Source organism: Cronobacter sp. HA18006 (assembly GCF_011605445.1).
Taxonomy (GTDB): Bacteria; Pseudomonadota; Gammaproteobacteria; order Enterobacterales; family Enterobacteriaceae; genus Cronobacter; species Cronobacter sakazakii.
The window spans coordinates 1-18,001 of record NZ_JAANQB010000011.1 but is presented as its reverse complement, the minus strand read 5'-3'; the positions used below and the strand labels follow the sequence as shown (position 1 = coordinate 18,001).

At 56.9% G+C, this 18,001-nt stretch carries 18 protein-coding genes; 8 read left to right on the top strand and 10 right to left on the bottom strand.

Annotation, left to right across the window (positions count from 1 at the left end; genetic code table 11):
• Window positions 1-74 precede the first annotated feature (74 nt).
• The 3 genes from rimK to ybjM all read right to left on the bottom strand — a co-directional run bounded on the left by rimK (window position 75) and on the right by ybjM (window position 2,284).
• A complete protein-coding gene (gene rimK, locus G9X48_RS01885) occupies window positions 75-977 on the bottom strand; it encodes a 30S ribosomal protein S6--L-glutamate ligase (RefSeq protein WP_007901351.1) in 903 nt (300 codons plus the stop codon).
• Between the two features lie 77 nt (window positions 978-1,054).
• Complete coding sequence (gene nfsA, locus G9X48_RS01880) at window positions 1,055-1,777, bottom strand: oxygen-insensitive NADPH nitroreductase (RefSeq protein ID WP_007848889.1); 723 nt, start codon at window positions 1,775-1,777, stop codon at window positions 1,055-1,057.
• Between the two features lie 129 nt (window positions 1,778-1,906).
• Window positions 1,907-2,284: an inner membrane protein YbjM gene (gene ybjM, locus G9X48_RS01875; RefSeq protein ID WP_029464064.1), complete on the bottom strand. Its 378-nt coding sequence runs from the start codon at window positions 2,282-2,284 to the stop codon at window positions 1,907-1,909.
• 292 nt (window positions 2,285-2,576) lie between these two features.
• Here ybjM and G9X48_RS01870 point away from each other — a divergent pair, with 292 nt between their 5' ends.
• Complete coding sequence (locus G9X48_RS01870; protein WP_004385782.1) at window positions 2,577-4,259, top strand: aspartate:alanine antiporter; 1,683 nt, start codon at window positions 2,577-2,579, stop codon at window positions 4,257-4,259.
• Window positions 4,260-4,909: 650 nt separating this feature from the next.
• Complete coding sequence (locus G9X48_RS01860) at window positions 4,910-5,638, top strand: DUF6216 family protein (protein ID WP_097640739.1); 729 nt, start codon at window positions 4,910-4,912, stop codon at window positions 5,636-5,638.
• A gap of 116 nt (window positions 5,639-5,754) precedes the next feature.
• Here the strand turns inward: G9X48_RS01860 and G9X48_RS01855 are convergent, their stop codons facing one another.
• A complete protein-coding gene (locus tag G9X48_RS01855) occupies window positions 5,755-6,300 on the bottom strand; it encodes a TetR family transcriptional regulator (protein WP_004385784.1) in 546 nt (181 codons plus the stop codon).
• A 103-nt stretch (window positions 6,301-6,403) separates the two neighbouring features.
• Between G9X48_RS01855 and G9X48_RS01850 the strand changes: the two genes are divergently transcribed.
• A complete protein-coding gene (locus G9X48_RS01850) occupies window positions 6,404-7,630 on the top strand; it encodes an MFS transporter (RefSeq protein WP_105629513.1) in 1,227 nt (408 codons plus the stop codon).
• On the opposite strand, the gene G9X48_RS21580 is transcribed toward G9X48_RS01850, so the two are convergent.
• Window positions 7,623-9,074 carry a flagellin gene (locus G9X48_RS21580; RefSeq protein ID WP_054624849.1) on the bottom strand — a complete coding sequence of 484 codons (1,452 nt, stop codon included), beginning with the start codon at window positions 9,072-9,074 and terminating at the stop codon, window positions 7,623-7,625. The two genes, G9X48_RS01850 and G9X48_RS21580, sit on opposite strands and share 8 nt — an antisense overlap.
• Window positions 9,075-9,254: 180 nt before the next feature.
• Between G9X48_RS21580 and G9X48_RS01840 the strand changes: the two genes are divergently transcribed.
• Window positions 9,255-10,067, top strand: coding sequence for a Cof-type HAD-IIB family hydrolase (locus tag G9X48_RS01840; protein WP_080320480.1), 813 nt, complete (start codon window positions 9,255-9,257; stop codon window positions 10,065-10,067).
• A gap of 33 nt (window positions 10,068-10,100) precedes the next feature.
• Here G9X48_RS01840 and G9X48_RS01835 read toward each other — a convergent pair whose 3' ends face one another.
• Entirely contained in the window at window positions 10,101-11,333 is a 1,233-nt protein-coding gene (locus tag G9X48_RS01835; RefSeq protein WP_097640738.1) for an MFS transporter, read from the bottom strand.
• A gap of 166 nt (window positions 11,334-11,499) precedes the next feature.
• Here G9X48_RS01835 and G9X48_RS01830 point away from each other — a divergent pair, with 166 nt between their 5' ends.
• The 3 genes from G9X48_RS01830 (at window position 11,500) to deoR (ending at window position 13,674) form a co-directional block, all read left to right on the top strand.
• Window positions 11,500-12,240, top strand: a complete 741-nt coding sequence (locus G9X48_RS01830) for a phosphatase PAP2 family protein (RefSeq protein ID WP_097640737.1) — start codon at window positions 11,500-11,502, stop codon at window positions 12,238-12,240.
• Window positions 12,237-12,830, top strand: a complete 594-nt coding sequence (gene ybjG / locus G9X48_RS01825) for an undecaprenyl-diphosphate phosphatase (protein ID WP_097640736.1) — start codon at window positions 12,237-12,239, stop codon at window positions 12,828-12,830. The genes G9X48_RS01830 and ybjG overlap by 4 nt, the downstream gene beginning before the upstream one ends.
• Window positions 12,831-12,909: 79 nt before the next feature.
• On the top strand, window positions 12,910-13,674 hold the full coding sequence (gene deoR / locus G9X48_RS01820; protein WP_038881122.1) for a DNA-binding transcriptional repressor DeoR: 765 nt from the start codon (window positions 12,910-12,912) through the stop codon (window positions 13,672-13,674).
• 27 nt (window positions 13,675-13,701) lie between these two features.
• Here the strand turns inward: deoR and dacC are convergent, their stop codons facing one another.
• Window positions 13,702-14,913, bottom strand: a complete 1,212-nt coding sequence (dacC, locus tag G9X48_RS01815) for a serine-type D-Ala-D-Ala carboxypeptidase (RefSeq protein WP_004388116.1) — start codon at window positions 14,911-14,913, stop codon at window positions 13,702-13,704.
• A 246-nt stretch (window positions 14,914-15,159) separates the two neighbouring features.
• Between dacC and G9X48_RS01810 the strand changes: the two genes are divergently transcribed.
• Window positions 15,160-15,786, top strand: a complete 627-nt coding sequence (locus G9X48_RS01810) for a glutathione S-transferase family protein (protein ID WP_097640735.1) — start codon at window positions 15,160-15,162, stop codon at window positions 15,784-15,786.
• On the opposite strand, the gene G9X48_RS01805 is transcribed toward G9X48_RS01810, so the two are convergent.
• The 3 genes from G9X48_RS01805 to G9X48_RS01795 form a co-directional block, all read right to left on the bottom strand.
• The gene (locus G9X48_RS01805; RefSeq protein ID WP_097640734.1) at window positions 15,787-16,899 is read right to left on the bottom strand and encodes a PQQ-dependent sugar dehydrogenase; all 1,113 of its coding nucleotides are present in this window, start codon (window positions 16,897-16,899) and stop codon (window positions 15,787-15,789) included.
• Between the two features lie 325 nt (window positions 16,900-17,224).
• A complete protein-coding gene (locus G9X48_RS01800) occupies window positions 17,225-17,446 on the bottom strand; it encodes a DUF2188 domain-containing protein (protein WP_097640733.1) in 222 nt (73 codons plus the stop codon).
• 91 nt (window positions 17,447-17,537) lie between these two features.
• On the bottom strand, window positions 17,538-17,900 hold the full coding sequence (locus G9X48_RS01795; RefSeq protein ID WP_243760746.1) for a hypothetical protein: 363 nt from the start codon (window positions 17,898-17,900) through the stop codon (window positions 17,538-17,540).
• Window positions 17,901-18,001 lie beyond the last annotated feature (101 nt).

Sequence of the window (18,001 nt, the reverse complement as noted above, 5' to 3'; positions counted from 1 at the left end):
TGTAGCCTCTTAGTCAACAAACATGTCAATCGGATAGCTTACGCAAAAAACGGGCGTTATACCATGATGCCGGCTTAACCACCGGTTTTGAGGCAGTAGTCTGGGCGCGCGTGACGCTCGATCCAGTTGATCATCTGCCCGGCGATATCCATACCGGTGGTTTTCTCAATGCCTTCCAGGCCCGGCGAGGCGTTGACTTCCATCACCAGCGGGCCGCGGTCGGCGCGCAGAATATCGACGCCTGCGACATCAAGCCCGAGCGTGGCGGCGGCTTTAATCGCGATGTCGCGCTCGCGCTCGCTAATCTCCGCAATACGTGCCACGCCGCCGCGGTGCAGATTCGAGCGGAAATCGCCCTCTTTCGCCTGGCGCTCAATGGCGGCAACCACGCGGTCACCCACCACCAGACAACGGATATCGCGCCCTCTGGCCTCTTTAATATATTCCTGCACGAGGATATGGGCGTTGAGCCCGCGAAAGGCGTCAATCACGCTTTCGGCCGCCTGGCGGGTTTCGGCCAGCACCACGCCGATGCCTTGCGTGCCTTCCACCAGTTTCACCACCAGCGGCGCGCCGCCCACCATATCGATAAGATCGCTGGTGTCGTCCGGCGAATGGGCAATGCCGGTGATGGGCAAATCGATGCCCTGACGCGCCAGCAGCTGCAGCGAGCGCAGCTTATCGCGCGCGCGGGTAATGGCGACCGATTCATTCAGCGGATAACTGCCAAGCATTTCGAACTGGCGCAGCGCGGCGGTGCCGTAAAAGGTGATGGCAGAGCCAATGCGCGGGATCACCGCATCGAAATGCGGCAGCTGACGGCCTTTATAATGCACGCAGGACGCCGCAGGGTTGATGGTCATATAACAGGAAAGCGGATCGAGAATTTCCACCTGATGGCCGCGCCGCGTGGCGGCTTCGCGCAGGCGTTTACAAGAATAGAGCGTACCGTCCCGGGACAAAATGGCGATTTTCACCCTGCACCTCTCTGAACACGTCGTGAAAACCGGCCTATCATACACGCCCCCGCGCGGGCGGGGGAGTGTAAAAAGGCTTAGCGTGTCGCCCAGCCCTGCTTGTGCAGATAGTCGAGAATAAACGGACGGTTCTCTTTAATGATGGTGCGGCGGATCTGATCGCTCCAGGTGTCGCGGCGGGCGTTGCTGTCGCGATGCAGATAGTAGTCGGCTATCTCTTCGTCATATTCAGCAAGCAGTTCACGGTCGACCGGCTGGTAGCGGTTTTCGTGCACCATCAGGCCCGCAGGCATACGCGGTTTCACCTGCGGATTGTCCGCCGGCCAGCCGAGGCACAGGCCAAACAGCGGCAGCACATGTTTCGGCAGGCCTAACAGTTCTGTGACCGCTTCAATGCTGTTACGAATACCGCCGATGTAAACCCCGCCGAGACCAAGCGATTCCGCCGCGACCAGCGCGTTTTGTCCAAGCATCGCGGTATCTACCACGCCGAGCAAAAGCTGTTCAGCCAGCCCCAGTTGCGCATCCGGGCAGATTTGCAGATGACGGTTGAAATCGGCGCAGAAAACCCAGAACTCGGCGGCTTTCGCGACGTGCGGCTGGCCGCCGGTCAGCGTCACCAGTTGCTCACGCATCGCGCGGTCGGTTACACGAATAATGGAGCTGCACTGCAGGAAACTGGAGCTTGAGGCGGACTGCGCCGCGTGGATAATCGCTTCACGCTGGGCGTCGCTGATGGGCTCATCGGTATAATGGCGAATGGAACGGTGCGAGCAAAGCAGCTCAATCGTTGGCGTCATCACGTTTTCCTTATTCCTGGTGTGTTGAAAAGCAAGCGAAAGCTTGCCCAAAACACATCAGTATAATCGTAATGCGCCAGATGGCGGTTAACGGAACGTTGCGTTAAGAAACGAAAATGAAACCGGCCGTTACAGCCGGCGTCTGCTATCCCCGCGATGGCGCAGCGTAAGCAGGAACAACCAGCAGAGCGAGCCGATAGAGCACCAGAACAGCGCGCTGAAAATCCACGCCAGCTCCTGCCAGAAGGAGCGCGCTTCCCCGCCCCACAGATGCAAAAGCACCAGGCAGAGCGGCGCGGCGATAAGCGCGCCTGCCAGCGGCTTAAGTTCACGGCCCCGTCTGGCGCAAACACCCGCCACAGCGCCAGGCAGCATAAAAGATAAAATCCCCAGATCCATCGATCCGGCACCTGGCGCGAACGTACCCGGTACCATTTTTTGTGCCATGAATAACGCCAGAAACAGAATAAAACAGCAGGCGGTCGCAGCCCGGCTATGACGTCGCATCAACAAATATCCCCCTGATAGTGCCTGTATCAACCTGATCTCCTCTCCGCCGGTGCGGATGTTTAGTCAGATAAAGCATGGCGGCAGTCCGTGCCTCATAATTAACTGCGGGTAATAGAATATTCTTGCTGGCCGATACTATTCATAACGATTAAACTAGCGGCGGCTAAAAGCTTATGCAGACGAAATAATGGCTCCGGAAAAAGCGCACTTCCGGTAAAACATAAGCAAAATCCTAGCCCAGAAGCCTCTCCTTTTCAACAACTTACTGGTAAACAAGAAGTTAGCCTCCGTGAATATAAACGTCGCAGATTTGTTAAACGGGAATTACATCCTGTTATTATTTGTGGTGCTGGCGCTCGGCCTGTGTCTTGGTAAATTACGCCTGGGTTCTGTGCAACTGGGTAATTCCATTGGCGTTTTAGTCGTTTCATTATTATTAGGCCAGCAGCATTTTTCGATTAACACCGACGCGCTTAACCTCGGCTTTATGCTGTTTATTTTTTGCGTCGGTGTCGAAGCCGGCCCTAACTTTTTTTCTATTTTCTTTCGCGACGGTAAGAATTATCTGATGCTGGCGCTGGTCATGGTCGGCAGCGCTCTGCTCATTGCGCTCGGGCTTGGCCGCGCGTTCGGCTGGGATATCGGCCTGACCGCCGGGATGCTGGCGGGTTCAATGACCTCCACCCCCGTGCTGGTGGGCGCGGGCGACACATTACGCCACGCTGGTATGGAAGGCGCACAGCTTGCCCAGGCGCTGGATCACCTGAGCCTCGGCTATGCGCTGACGTACCTTATCGGGCTGGTAAGCCTGATTTTCGGGGCGCGCTACCTGCCGAAACTCCAGCACCAGGATCTGCAAACCAGCGCCCAGCAGATTGCGCGCGAGCGCGGTCTCGACACCGACGCCAACCGCAAAGTCTATCTGCCGGTTATCCGCGCCTATCGCGTGGGGCCGGAGCTGGTCGCCTGGGCCGATGGCAAAAATTTGCGTGAACTCGGCATTTACCGTCAGACCGGCTGTTACATCGAGCGTATTCGCCGCAACGGCATTCTCGCGAGCCCGGACGGCGACGCGGTCTTGCAGATGGGCGATGAGATTGCGCTGGTAGGCTACCCGGATGCCCACGCGCGCCTCGACCCGAGCTTTCGCAACGGTAAAGAGGTGTTCGACCGCGATCTGCTCGACATGCGCATCGTCACTGAAGAAATCGTGGTCAAAAACCACAACGTGGTGGGCCGCCGTCTCGGCCAGCTCAAGCTCACCGACCACGGCTGCTTCTTAAACCGCGTCATCCGCAGCCAGATTGAGATGCCGATTGACGACAACATCGTCCTTAACAAAGGCGACGTCTTACAGGTGAGCGGCGACGCACGACGCGTGAAAACCATCGCCGACCGTATCGGGTTTATCTCCATCCACAGCCAGGTAACGGACCTTCTCGCCTTCTGCGCCTTCTTTATTGTCGGCCTGATGATCGGGATGATCACTTTCCAGTTCAGCTCGTTCAGCTTCGGTATCGGTAACGCCGCCGGTCTGCTGTTCGCCGGGATCATGCTCGGCTTCCTGCGCGCCAACCACCCGACGTTCGGCTATATCCCGCAGGGCGCGCTGATGATGGTGAAAGAGTTTGGCCTGATGGTGTTTATGGCGGGCGTGGGCCTGAGCGCGGGCAGCGGCATCGGCCACGGCCTCGGCGCTGTGGGCGGCCAGATGCTGTTTGCGGGTTTGATAGTGAGCCTGCTGCCGGTGGTGATTTGCTTCCTGTTCGGCGCGTATGTGCTGCGCATGAACCGCGCGCTGCTGTTTGGCGCGATGATGGGCGCACGCACCTGCGCACCTGCGATGGAGATCATCAGCGATACCGCGCGCAGCAATATCCCGGCGCTCGGCTACGCGGGCACCTATGCGATAGCCAACGTGCTGCTGACGCTTGCCGGTACGCTTATCGTCATCATCTGGCCCGGCACATAAAAAAACGAGAAATTTTGCAGATGGCGCGAACTTTTCGAAAAAGCATCAGTCTCAATTAGTGCCACTGCTTTTCTTTGATGTCCCCATTTTGTGGAGCCCATCAACCCCGCCATCTTGGTTCAAGGTTGATGGGTTTTTTGTTGGGTGAAATTCCTGACAGCGCGGTATTTGAGTTTTACGAAGCCCCATCCCAGACTCCAGCCACACTTTGGTTCTATCAACGGGCTAACTGGATGTAAGGCAGCACACATGCCGACAACCTTGTCATGCATCCCATTCTCCCTATCCTGAGACCAAAGGTTACCAAAGCGGTTGCTGACCAGCTGCAGCTTGCCCCGACATCAACTCCTTTAGCGATATTAATTCATTCCTACTTTTTAAGTGGGCAGGCACATAATTAGCAGATTTTATTTTCTCTTCTTTCACTCTGTATTAATTCGATGACGAAGAAAAGACATCGCTTCATCATTATGCCACAAAGGCATGCACTCGTTTTCTGGTATAATTTCACATATATCATAATCTCATCAAGTTATAGCCCAACATACAAATAATAACGCCAATGTACTCTTCACAACTATTGCAAATCATGTCATATCTGTTCAAAATAAGATAATAAAAAACAGCAAGCACGCACAGGATTCAGAAAAATGCATTCGATTACAGCGATGATAAGCACAGAGTTTACCAATGCGCCGGTTGCGACAATTATCACGCTGGTAACAGCCATCGGGACAGTATTTAAACTCCTAATTAATATAAAAAGCAAGCTTGTAAAACCGCGTGAAGGAGAAGCTAAAACTTTCGAAAATGCAGGTATACCTTCTTCCTTATTACGTTTTTTTATGATCCCACTTTCGACAAAAAAGATACCTGAAACCAAAAGACTTGATAAGTTCCTACCTTGTGTCTTTGCTTTATTCTTTATCGGTTCCTTTTGCTTTTCTGCTCCGGTAGTTATCCGCACTGCTAAGACTCCCGGTGAGCACGCCCTTCTTATCTGGAAGCCTACCGGAGAATATTTTTATATTTCTCGCGATTCAGCCTGGCAGGCAAACATTATTGCCAGAAGCAAGTGGAATATGCGTAAAGCCGAATGTACCTCGAACATTACCCGAGTTGCCACTCAAAGTATCTTACCATCACCAGAAGTAAAGAAAGGGATTTGCGATCTCTTTCTTACGCAAGAAGGCCAGCGTTACCTGACTAATTCGATAAAAGTTTATCCGAAGGAAAAAACATTTGTATATGTCATGCTGCCTCTCACTGAGCTTATTTTGCTATGGATAACCTTAGGCACCATACTACATGTCCACTTCACAAAAAAGTTAAGAAAATATATTGTCGGCGAGCATGATAAAGCGCTGAGCTATGTATAGTGACAAGCCGATCAATAACGTCCCATTTCTATTTTCGTCTGTTTGTTAACCAAAATGTTATTATGTAAAGGCACATAAAACCTTCCCTTTTGAGTCACTTAATTTTTGAAGCGGATTTAATCGACTCCGGCGAGTCTCAACACTATTACCCGGATCTCCGCCTCCTTCAGCGGCTCGCGGTCAACGACGTAGTGCAGCGTCATCCCTTCGACAAACGCATCAAGCGCGCGGGCGGTCGCTGGGTCGAACCAGGTTTCGAGCGTCTGCTGGCTGCGGCGCATCCAGTCCTGCATGATGATTTTAAGTTGCGGCTGGCGGCTCGCGTAGGCGTAGAGCTGGTACATCAGCTCCATATTTTCAGGCGTCGTCACCTGCGCGCCACAAATCAGCGCCGTTAATGCCTCGCAGGCTTCCTCGCGGCTCTGCGCCTGTGCCATCAGTGCCTGGTACTGGCGCGACATGCTCTCGGCGAAACGCGTAAACGCCTCGGCCAGCAATGCCTCCAGCGAAGTGAAATAGTAGGTGACGGAGCCCAGCGGCACGCCTGCCTCAAGGGCGATTTTGCGGTGCGTAATATGATGAAAGCCGTGCGTGGCGATGCAGGCGAGCGTCGCTTCCAGAATGCGCTCGCGGCGCTGCGGGTCGTTTTGTCGTGTCGCCATGGGTGTCGAATTCTCAACCGGAAAAGCATTTTCTGTATGTGTACAAATGTACACAACCTTGCTACGTTTTAAAGGTTTCTTTTTCACTCCAGGCGAATGGGCTATGTCATCCGACGTGAATCACTCTTCCGCGCTGCGTCACCGGACGTGGGCGCTGTTTCTGTTTTTCTTTCTGCCAGGATTGCTGATGGCCTCCTGGGCGACCCGCACGCCGTCCATTCGTGACGTGCTGGCGGTCTCCACCGCCGGGATGGGCATTGTGCTGTTCGGGCTTTCGGTTGGCTCCATGAGCGGCATTCTCTGCTCCGGCTGGCTGGTGAAGCGCCTCGGCACGCATACGGTTATCCGCAACGGCATGGCGCTTGGGGTTATCGGCATGTTGCTGATGGCGCTCGCGCTGTGGCTCGCCTCGCCGCTGCTGTTTGCCTGCGGGCTGGCGGTGCTGGGCGCGGGGATGGGCTCCGCCGAAGTGGCGCTCAATGTGGAAGGCGCGACGGTCGAGCAGCTACAGAACAAAACCGTGCTGCCGATGATGCACGGCTTTTACAGCCTCGGCACGCTGATTGGCGCAGGCATCGGCCTGAGCCTGACGGCGTTCCATTTTCGCGCCGATCTGCATTTGACCATCGCCACGCTGGTCACCATTATCCCGATTATTATCGGGCTGCAGGCTATTCCCTACGGCGTCGGTAAAGAGGCGAAAGAGGCGCGCCAGCAGCGCCCTGCCGGTCATATCCCGTTCTGGAAAGATACCCAGTTGCTGCTGATTGGCTTGATTGTCCTGGCGATGGCGTTTGCCGAAGGCTCCGCCAACGACTGGCTGCCGTTATTGATGGTGGATGGTCACGGTTTTAGCCCCACTTCCGGCTCGCTGATCTACGCCGGTTTCACGCTCGGCATGACGCTTGGGCGCTTCTTTGGCGGCTGGTTTATCGACCGCTACAGTCGCGTGAATGTGGTGCGCGCCAGCGCCATGATGGGCGCACTCGGCATCGGGCTGATTATCTTTGTTGATAACCCGATTATCGCGAGCGTGTCGGTGCTGCTGTGGGGTCTGGGCGCGTCGCTCGGCTTCCCGCTGACCATTTCGGCGGCGAGCGATACCGGGCCGGATGCGCCGGTGCGCGTGAGCGTGGTGGCAACGGCAGGCTATGTCGCCTTCCTGGTGGGCCCGCCGTTACTCGGCTTCCTGGGGGAACATTACGGATTACGCAGCGCGATGCTGGTGGTATTAACGCTGGTGGCGCTGGCGGCGGTGGTGGCGCGTGCGGTGGCGAAACCTGCGACACCGGATGAGTCAGCCTCCGGGCAGGCGCGTGACGTTATTTAAGAAGCGAGAGCACGTTCTGCGCCTGCTGGTTCGCCTGCGCCAGCACGGCGTCCCCGGCCTGTTGCAGGATCTGCGTCCGGCTGAGGTTGCTCGCCTCCTGCGCGAAATCCGCGTCTTCGATGCGGCTGCGCGCGGCGGTCGTGGCGGCGGTATCCTGCGCCAGCCCGGCCTTCGCCGAATCGAACGTATTCACCAGACTCCCGTAAGTGCCGCGATACGCGCTTACGGTATCGATCGCATGATCGATGGCGTCTATCGCCTGCGACGCGCTCTGCTGATTATCAAGCCGCGCGGTATCAAGGCCGAGCGTTTTGGTGTCCGAAGGCGTGCCGGGAATGGTTTTATACTGCACCGCCTCGCCGTAGTCGGCGCTCATCACGATATCCGTATCGGTGCTGACCGGCCCGTTATCCGGCGGATCGGTTGGTTTCGGCAGTTTGGTCCAGGTCATCTGGCCGTAAAACGAGCCGTTGCCCACCACCATGATGATCACATCTTCCGTCACCTTATCAATGGACAACCGCTCCAGATAATCACCCGGCGACACCGTGCCGTTGTTGGCCCATCCTGTCGCGGGCGTCTCGTAGCGGTCGCCGTCACCACTGTAGGTGATGGTCATGCCATTGTACTGCTTCACCGCGCCGCCGTTCACGTTGTAAGTGGGCGGCCCCTGCGTCAGGTTCGCGTCGCTGTAGCTGGCACCCGGCAAAAAACCGTTATCGGTGGAGATGATTTTGGTATTCGCCGTCGCGGTGCTGTTCACGCCGTTATTCGTCCAGGTGAAGTCGCGCGTGGGGCCATTCACCGGCGTACCGACGAGATGGCTGCCATCACGGCTGAACAGCTGGATATCGTCATCCATCCAGCCCGAGTTAATCGTCAGCGTAATGTCAGTTGCGCCAGCGGGAATATAGGCCAGCGGCACCAGCCCGGAAGTAAAGGTGTATTGCTGGCCCGGCACCGGAAAGCGCTGGTTGATAGACGGAATATTACCGAGCTGCGACGCGGGTGGTGGCGGGGATGCCGCGGGCGCCAGCGGATATTTGCCGAAAATCGTTGTCCCTGTGGAAATGGCGTCTATCTGCGCTTTGATCTCGCTGAATTCAGCGGAGATCGCCGCGCGATCGCTTGCATCCAGCGTGCCGGTGGCGGACTGCACCGCCAGCGATTTTGCGCGCGTCAGCAGATCGGTGACTTCAGAAAGCGCGCCCTCGGCCGTCTGCGAGAGGCTTATCCCGTCGTTCATGCTGCGCGAGGCCACGTCATTCGCCCTGAGCGTGGCAGACATACGGTTGGCAATAGCCTGCCCGGCGGCGTCATCCTTCGCGCTGTTAATGCGCATGCCGGATGAGAGCCGCTCGATGGACTGGCTTAAGCTAGCGGCCGTTTTTTTCTGCTGCGTCAGGACATTGCCGGACATCAGGTTGTTGAAGATAGTCGCCATAGGGTTGCCGTTTCGCACATCGGAGAGTCGTTAACAAGGCTACTATCGGCCCCCAGGCAGTTTAGCTTTAGGTGTAAATTTGAATTAAGTGAAAATCCTTTTAATAACCACAGCTTATGTTAACAGGCCATTATCCGCACTTTTACCGCGTCCGGCCTGGTAAATCCTTAAGGAGCGTTTATGACAGTTAAGTTAATCGCCGTGGATATGGACGGCACGTTTTTACGCGACGACAAAACCTATCACCGCGAGCGTTTTCTTAAGCAGTACGCCGAAATGAAAGCGCGCGGCATCCGTTTTGTGGTGGCGAGCGGCAACCAATACTATCAACTGACGTCGTTTTTTCCGGACATCGCCGACGACATCGCCTTCGTGGCGGAAAACGGCGCGTGGGTGGTATGCGAAGGCGAAGATGTCTTTAACGGCGAGTTGAGCGATGACGAGTATCGTCACGTCATTGACCACCTGATGACGCTCGACGATTTAGAGATTATCGCCTGCGGAAAAAACAGCGGCTACACGCTTAAGCGCTACGATGAGCGCTTCAAAAACATGGCGGCGCGCTACTATCACCGCCTGGATTTTGTCGACGACCTGCACGACGCGCGGGACATTTTCTTTAAATTCGCGCTCAACCTGCCGGATATCCAGTTGCTAAAAAGAATGGACGAACTGACCGAGGCGTTTGAAGGCATCGTGGTGCCGGTCTCCAGCGGCCACGGCTCTATCGATCTCATCATTCCGGGGCTTCACAAAGCCAACGGCATTCAGATGCTGCAACAGCGCTGGGGCATTGCGGATAGCGAGGTCGTGGCGTTTGGCGACGGCGGCAATGACGTCGAGATGCTGCGCCACGCGGGGTTTGGGTTCGCGATGGACAACGCGCCGGAGGCGATTCACAAGGTCGCGCGCTATCGTGCGCCAGCCAATAATCAGGATGGTGTACTGGATGTTATCGACAAGGTGCTGAACGGCGAAGCGCCGTTCGCCTGAGACGACGGCCCAGGCGGGCCGTCGCGTTTTGCGTTACGCTTCCGGGCGGGTGCCGACGGTTTTGTCCTTCAGGAAAATCACCATCAGGCCCAGCCACAGCAGGCCGCTTGCGAAGTTAAACAGGTTAAACAGCGCGTTGCCGCCGCCAAGCCAGGCGTGTTTACTGATTTCGATACCCACCGTGAAAATGGTCATCTGCAACATGCCCATCGCCGCCGAGACGGTGCCTTTGCTGATGTCGCTGGCAAAGAGCGTCAGGCGCACCAGGCCCGCGTTAGCAATGCCGATGCCGAAAGCGTAGATGCTGAGCCCCGCCGTCATCCAGAGGTACGCGTGCGATGAAATCACCGTGGCGAGCGCCGCCAGCGCCAGCCCGAACATCATCGGCCAGCCGCCCATCACAATCAGCGAGCGCACGGAACGCCGCGCGGTGAGCTTCGCCAGCACCAGATTGCCGATGATCAGCGCGCCGAAAATCGGCACCTGCAACAGGCCATATTCATAGGTGCTCATCTGCTCGCCGCTGATGATAATGACCGGCGACTGCGCAATCCACGCCAGCAGCGGCAGGCTGACAAAACCTATCGCCAGCGCCCCGGACACAAAACGCAGGTTTTTCAGCACCGCTTTATAGTCGCGGCCCAGTTCACGCAGCGACAGCTTCTCGCCAAGCCGCGTGGCCGTTTCCGGCATGGCGCGCCACAGGCCAAAGAACGAGATGGCCGCCAGCGCGGCGAAGAGTACAAACATCATCTCCCAGGGCGCGGCGTGTACCCATGCGGCCCCGACGAGTGGCCCCAGCAGCGGCGCGATAAGCGCGACGTTCGCCATTAACGCGGTGATTTTGATACACACCGCCTCTTCAAACGACTCCTGAATCGCGGCATAGCCCACCGCGCCGATAAAGCACAGGCTGATCCCCTGCAAAAAGCGCAGCACGGTGAACTGTTCAATGTTCTGAGCGAGCAGCGTGGCGAGGCAGGTGACGATAAACCACGCCACGCCCGCCAGCATCACCGGGCGTCTGCCGATACGGTCAGAGAGCGGGCCGAGCAGCCACTGTAAAAACATGCCGCCCGCGAGATAGGCGGTCATGGAAGTGGGCACCCATTCGACGCCCGCCTGATACTGTTCGACGACCGCGAGCATGCCCGGCTGGATCATGTCGTTGCCGATATAAGTCGAGAATTCGTAGAGCACCAGGCAGAGCGGGAACAGCAGCGCCTGGCGTCCGAGACGTCCGGTTCGGTTTGCGTGAGTTTGCATGAGTCATCCATCAATAAAATCGCGCAAAGTGTAATGAATTGCCGCGCCGCGCGATAGTGAATTATGTGCGACAACCGGGCGTGGCGCGCCTTTCGCCCGGTTGTTTAAGGTTTTCTTAAGTTAGCCGCTTTATGCTGGCCCTTTTCAGCTTCCGGATAACGCCGCGATGCGTACTTTATCTCCGCTTTTCTGGCCCGCCAGGCCCCGGATAAATAAGACAATCTCCCTTTATTCCCTGCCCGTGCGCTTTTATGTTGGTCAGCTTGCGCTGTTAACGGCGCTGGGCGTGCTGTTCACCTGGCTTTCACGCACCGAAACGCTGGACCGCTGGCTGACGCAGATGTGGTTTGACGCCGCGGCAGGGAATTTTCCCTGGCAGGACAACCACTGGCTTGATCTGCTCAACCACCGGCTCGCCAAATATTGCGCCATCGCGGTCGCCGTCGGGAGCCTGCTGTATGGCGTGATTCGTCGCCATCCGCGCTGGATGATGGTCGCGGTGCTGATGGGTCTTGGCGCTGCCGTCGTCGGCATCCTGAAGGCCACCAGCCATCACAGCTGTCCGTGGGATCTTGTTGAGTATGGCGGAAAGGCGCTCTCCTATCCGCTTTTTGGCGCGGTACCGGACGGCAGCGGCCCTGGTCGGTGTTTCCCTGGCGGGCACGCCTCCAGCGGCTTTATGGTGATGGGCCTCTGGTTCGGCCTTAAGCGTGAGCATCCGGGATACGCCCGGCTGGCGCTGGCGGCGGGCATTGCGCTCGGGTTCGCGATGGGCTTCGGCCAGGTGATGCGTGGCGCGCATTTCTTCACCCATAACCTGTGGGCAGGCTGGTGGGTGTGGCTCACGCAGGTGGTGACGTGGGGCGTGACCACCACATTGATGAATAAGGAACCCGCAACCCTATGATGGAAGCGTTGAATCAATTTCTGTTTTTGCAAATTAACGCGACGCCCGCGTCGCCGGGCTGGCTTATCGCGCTGGCGACCTTTATCGCGCGCGATCTCATCTCGATTGTGCCGCTGCTGCCGGTGGTACTGTGGCTCTGGCGTCCGACCGAGCGCAGGCTGGTGGTGAAGTTCGCGCTGGCGCTGCTCATCAGCCTCGCCGTCTCCTGGCTTGCGGGTCATTTGTTTCCGCATCCGCGCCCGTTTGTGGTCGGCCTGGGTCATCAGTTCCTGCCGCACGCGCCTGACGACTCCTATCCCAGCGATCACGGCACCGTGATTTTCACCTTCGCGCTGGCGTTTCTCTTCTGGCACCGCGTCTGGTCTGGCGCGCTGTTAATGGCCGTCGCCTTCGCGATTGCCTGGTCGCGCGTCTATCTCGGCGTCCACTGGCCGCTCGATATGGCGGGCGGTCTGCTGGTGGCGATGCTCGCCTGCCTGAGCGCGCAGATCCTCTGGGCACCGCTTGGCGAACCGCTCTACCGCACGCTGCGCCAGCTCTATCGTCTCTGCTTCGCGCTGCCCATCCGTAAAGGCTGGGTGCGTGACTAACCGCAGGTCCACAGGTAAGATTGCACGACTTTTCAGGCACCGCGCGACGGGCGTGGTGCCGGGTTGAGCAAGAGGAACTATGGAAACGCGGCGTGATGAGCGACTGGCGCAACTGCTACAGGCACTAAAGCGACAGGATAAAATGCATCTCAAAGAGGCGGCGGCGCTGCTTGGCGTCTCGGAGATGACGATTCGCCGCGACCTGCAGGGTAATGACGCGCCGGTCACGCTGCTTGGCGGCTACATTGTGCTGGAGCCGCGCGGCGTGGCGGTAAGCCGCTACCTGTTAAGCGATGAACAGACCCGGCTGGTGGAGGAGAAACGTCACGCGGCCGCGCTCGCGGCGTCGCTTGCCCGCCCGCACCAGACGCTCTTTTTCGACTGCGGCACCACCACGCCGTGGGTCATCGACGCGCTGGATGACGCCCTGCCTTTTACCGGCATCTGCTATTCCCTCAACACCTTTCTGGCGCTCCAGGAGAAACCGCACTGCCGCGTTATTCTCTGCGGCGGCGAATTCCACGCCAGCAACGCGATTTTCAAGCCGCTCAATTTCCAGGAGACGCTGCGCAATCTCTGCCCCGATATCGCGTTTTTTTCGGCAGCGGGCGTGCATCCCCAGTATGGCGCGACCTGTTTTAATCTCGACGAACTGCCGGTGAAACACTGGGCGCTGGAGATGGCCCAGCGTCACGTGATCGTGGCGGACCACAGCAAATTTGGACAGGTGCGGCCCGCCTGTATGGGGCCGCTTGAGGCGTTTGATACCATCACGACCGACCGGATGCCCGACGACGCGTTTATCGCCTGGGCGCAGGCGGCAAACGTCAGCGTGATGTGGTAAACGCTCCCGTAAGCCGGGAGCGCATTGTTACGAGAACCAGCTCCCGAACCACTGATGGAATTTCATCAGCACGAAATCCCACATCCGGCTGAAGAAGCCGCCTTCATTTACCGCTTCCATGACCACCAGCGGGCGCTGCTCGATGCTCTTGCCGTTAAGCTGAAAATCGATAGTGCCCACCACCTGGCCCTGTTTCAGCGGCGCGGTAAGCTGCGGCGAATTGAGCGTATAGGTGGCTTTGAGGTTTTTCAGCTGGCCTTTGGGGATCGTCACTGAACCCGCCTCGCCCGCGCCGAGTTTCACTTCGCTGCTGTCGCCAAACCAGACGCGCTGGTTAACGAACGCGGCATCCGGCTTAATCGGCGTGACGGTTTCAAAGAAGCGGAAGCCCCAGGTCAGCAGTTTTTCCGATTCACGAAAGCGAATGCCGTCGGTTTTCGCGCCCAGAACAACCGAGATCAGGCGCATATCGCCCTGCGTCGCCGAGGCGACCAGGTTATAGCCCGCGCCCGCCGTGGTGCCGGTTTTCATCCCGTCGACGTTCATGCTGCTGCTCCACAACAGGCGGTTGCGGTTCGGCTGGCGAATTTTGTTGAACGTAAACTCTTTCTCTTTATGGATGGCGTATTCATCCGGCACGTCGTGGATCAGCGCCTTGCCGAGCAGCGCCATATCGCGCGCGGTGCTGAACTGCCCCGGCGCATCAAGACCGTGGACCGTTTTAAAGGTCGTGTTAGTCAGCCCCAGGCGTTTGGCGTAGCCGTTCATCAGGCTGACAAACGCGTCCTGGCTGCCCGCCACATAATCGGCGATGGCAATACTGGCGTCATTGCCGGACTGAATAATCACGCCTTTGTTGAGATCGGCCACCGACACCTGATCGCCGGGTTTTAAGAACATCAGCGACGAGCCGCGCAGCGCCGGGTTGCCGGTCGCCCAGGCGTCTTTGCCGACGGTCACTTTATCATCGAGATGAATTTTCCCCGCCTTGAGCGCCTGGCCGACCACATAGCTGGTCATCAGTTTGGTGAGGCTTGCCGGATCGAGTTTTTCATCCGCGTTGCCTTCTGCCAGCACTTTGCCGCTGTGATAGTCCATCAGGATCCAGGCGCGGGCGTCGACCTCTGGCGCGGCGGGCGCAATCGGGTCGGCCGCGTGGGCGGTGGAGAGAGAAATCAATAGAAACGCGCCTGAGAGAGCCAGCACGCGACGAGCGCCGGAGCGTGAGAATGAGGTCATAAGAGCCACCTGAATATCCATTCCAGAAACTACTACAAATCAACCGTATCGGTGAAAAGATGAGTAATAACGCACAAACGCCATCAATGAAACAGCGCGGGGGTAAAGTTTTTAAAGTTTCACTTTCCGGTCACAAAGTGACACGGCATTTTCAGGGAGTTGCGAAAGCGTGGGGATTATTCCACCATGGAATATCTTCGTGGCGCGCCGTCGCCGCGGCATCGTTCATCTGCAAAGGAGCAAGATATGATTACCGTATGGGGTCGAGAAAATTCCACTAACGTGAAGAAGGTGCTGTGGTGTCTGGAAGAGCTGGAGCTGCCGTATAACCGCATTCCGGCGGGCGGCAAATATGGCGTTAACCACGACGCGGATTATCTGGAGATGAACCCGAACGGGCTGGTGCCGTGCCTGCGCGACGATGAAACCGGTCTGGTGCTGTGGGAATCGAACGCCATTGTGCGTTATCTGGCAGCGCAGTATGGCCAGGGCCGTCTGTGGCTGGAAAGCCCCGTTGAGCGCGCCCGCGGCGAAAAGTGGATGGACTGGGCCATCAGCACGCTGCCTGCCCCGCACCGCGGCGTCGTCTTCAGCCTGGTGCGCACGCCGCCCGAACAGCGCGACCCGGCGCTGATTGAAGAGAGCAAAAAGCAGTGCGACGCGCTGTTTGGGATTCTTGACGCCGAACTGGCGAAAACCCCGTGGCTCTCCGGCGACGCGTTCGGCATCGCCGATATGGCCCCTGCGCCGCACATCTATAACCTCTTTAACGTCGGCATCGAGTGGACGCCGCGCCCGCACCTGGAGCGCTGGTATCAGCAGCTCACCGAGCGCCCTGCGTTTCGCAATATCGTCATGATCCCGGTGAGCTGATCACGACGCCGGGCTGACTTTCAGCAGCTGGCCGTCGGTTTCGTCGGTCAGCACATACAGAAAGCCGTCCGGCCCGACGCGCACGTCGCGAATACGCTTATTCTCTTTCTCCAGCAGTCGGCCATCTTCTGTCACCTTATTGCCGTTCACCGATAGCTGGATCAGGTTCTGCTCCTTGAGCGCGCCGATAAACAGCTTATTTTTCCATTGCGGAAATTTGTCGGCGTTATAAAACGCCATGCCGCTCACCGCGGGCGAGACTTTCCAGTAGAACAGCGGCTGTTCGGTGCCCGGCGCTTCGCCGCCTTTGGCCTCCGGAATAGGCTCGCCGCTGTAATTGATGCCCCAGGTGGCAAGCGGCCAGCCGTAATTTTTGCCCGCTTCGGGAATATTAATTTCATCACCGCCTTTCGGGCCGTGCTCGTTAAGCCATATCGTCTGGCTCCACGGGTTGAGCGCCAGCCCCTGCGGGTTGCGAATGCCGTAAGACCAGATCTCCGGGCGCACGCCCTGTTTGCCGACAAACGGGTTATCTTTCGGCACGTCGCCATTTTCCGTAAGACGCACCACTTTGCCCTGAAGCTTATCGAGATCCTGCGCCGTCGGGCGCTGGTTGTTCTCACCAAGCGCGATGAACAGATGGCCTTTGCCGTCAAACGCCATACGCCCGCCAAAATGGTTGCCGACCGAGAGCTTCGGCTGCTGGCGGAACACCACCTTAAAATTCTCCAGCCGCTGCATATCGTCGCTAAGCCGCCCATAGCCCACCGCGGTGCCCGCTTTACCGTCGCTGCCGCCTTCGGCGTAACTCAGCCAGACGCGGCGGCTCTCGTTAAAATCGGGCGCCAGCACTACATCCAGCAGGCCGCCCTGCCCCTGATGCCAGACCGTCGGCACGCCGGTAATGGCGGCGGAAAGCCCTTTGCCCGACTGCCAGCGTTTCAGCTCGCCGCCGCGAAGCGTTATCAGCATGCCCTGGTTATCCGGCAGAAACGCCAGCGACCACGGGTTTTCGAGATTATCGGCAAGCACATCCACCTTTGCAGGCAGCGCGGCGGCGGAGGCGCTCACAACGAGCAGCAGAGCGAGTAAACGGGGCGAGCGTAGCGGCATGGCGTTCTCCTTATGGCAGTCCCGATTAAGGGTAGCCAGCCGCAGAACGGCCCGGCGGACTTTTACAAAATCTTTAACATCGCGCGGGCGCAAGATACCAGTACAAATTTCCCACCAACCTCTGTAAAATCCCCGCCCTGATAACTCCATAAATGATGAATTTTTGACCTATGAGCAATGTAATGCAGCAGCCAAAGATCGGCTTCGTTTCGCTGGGCTGCCCTAAGAATCAAGAAATAAGATCTGCCTGATAAATATTCATTCAACGTTATCTATTGAAAAGACAAAAAAAAGAGGCCATTGGCCTCTTTTGTTTTCCTAAAATTTATCCCTTAGGCGGATATGGATCGTTGCCATATGAGTCACGAGAACGAATCTGCCCATCACGTCCATGAATTAACAATTCACTTTGTTGATGTCGAGCAATCTCACGAGCAGCTTCTATAGCTTCAGCTTGCGTTGAATGTACAGAAGTTGCTCGTTCATTACCTTCACCTTTTACAGCCCATCCATCAGAATGCGTTACTACGTGTTGGTTCTTACCCATACAAGTTACCTGCTGCGTGAAATACACCATGTGGTGCAATAAGCAAGTATAGGCACTATATGTTGCGTTACGCTTGCTTAAAATCACATTTTTAATAATCAACCGTCACCACCTCGCAAATCACATTCGTGCCATTCCATTCATCTTTGTAGATACTGGTATCAATCCCTACCCCAGGTTGAAATGAGTACCCCGTATCATTAACAAACTTCTGGTACTTAGCTGTTTGTACTGAAGCGTCATAGTACCTATGTCCAGAGTACTTAAACCCTGCTGAACCCTGCGGTACTATCCATACGCCATATGAAGATAAGGTACTTGCATGTTCAATCACTTTGTATTCAAACTCACTACCCTTATAACGGCCTGTGTATGCTTCTGATGTGTTGATCTTCCCAAATGGTGGATTACCATAGGCAACGTCATAATGAATCGCCACGGGTTTAACAGACACCTCAGAGTCATTTAAGATGGCTTAAAGAGAGGTGCCCATGAGCGGTAAGCGTTATCCCGAAGAGTTTAAAACTGAAGCGGTCAAACAGGTTGTTGATCGCG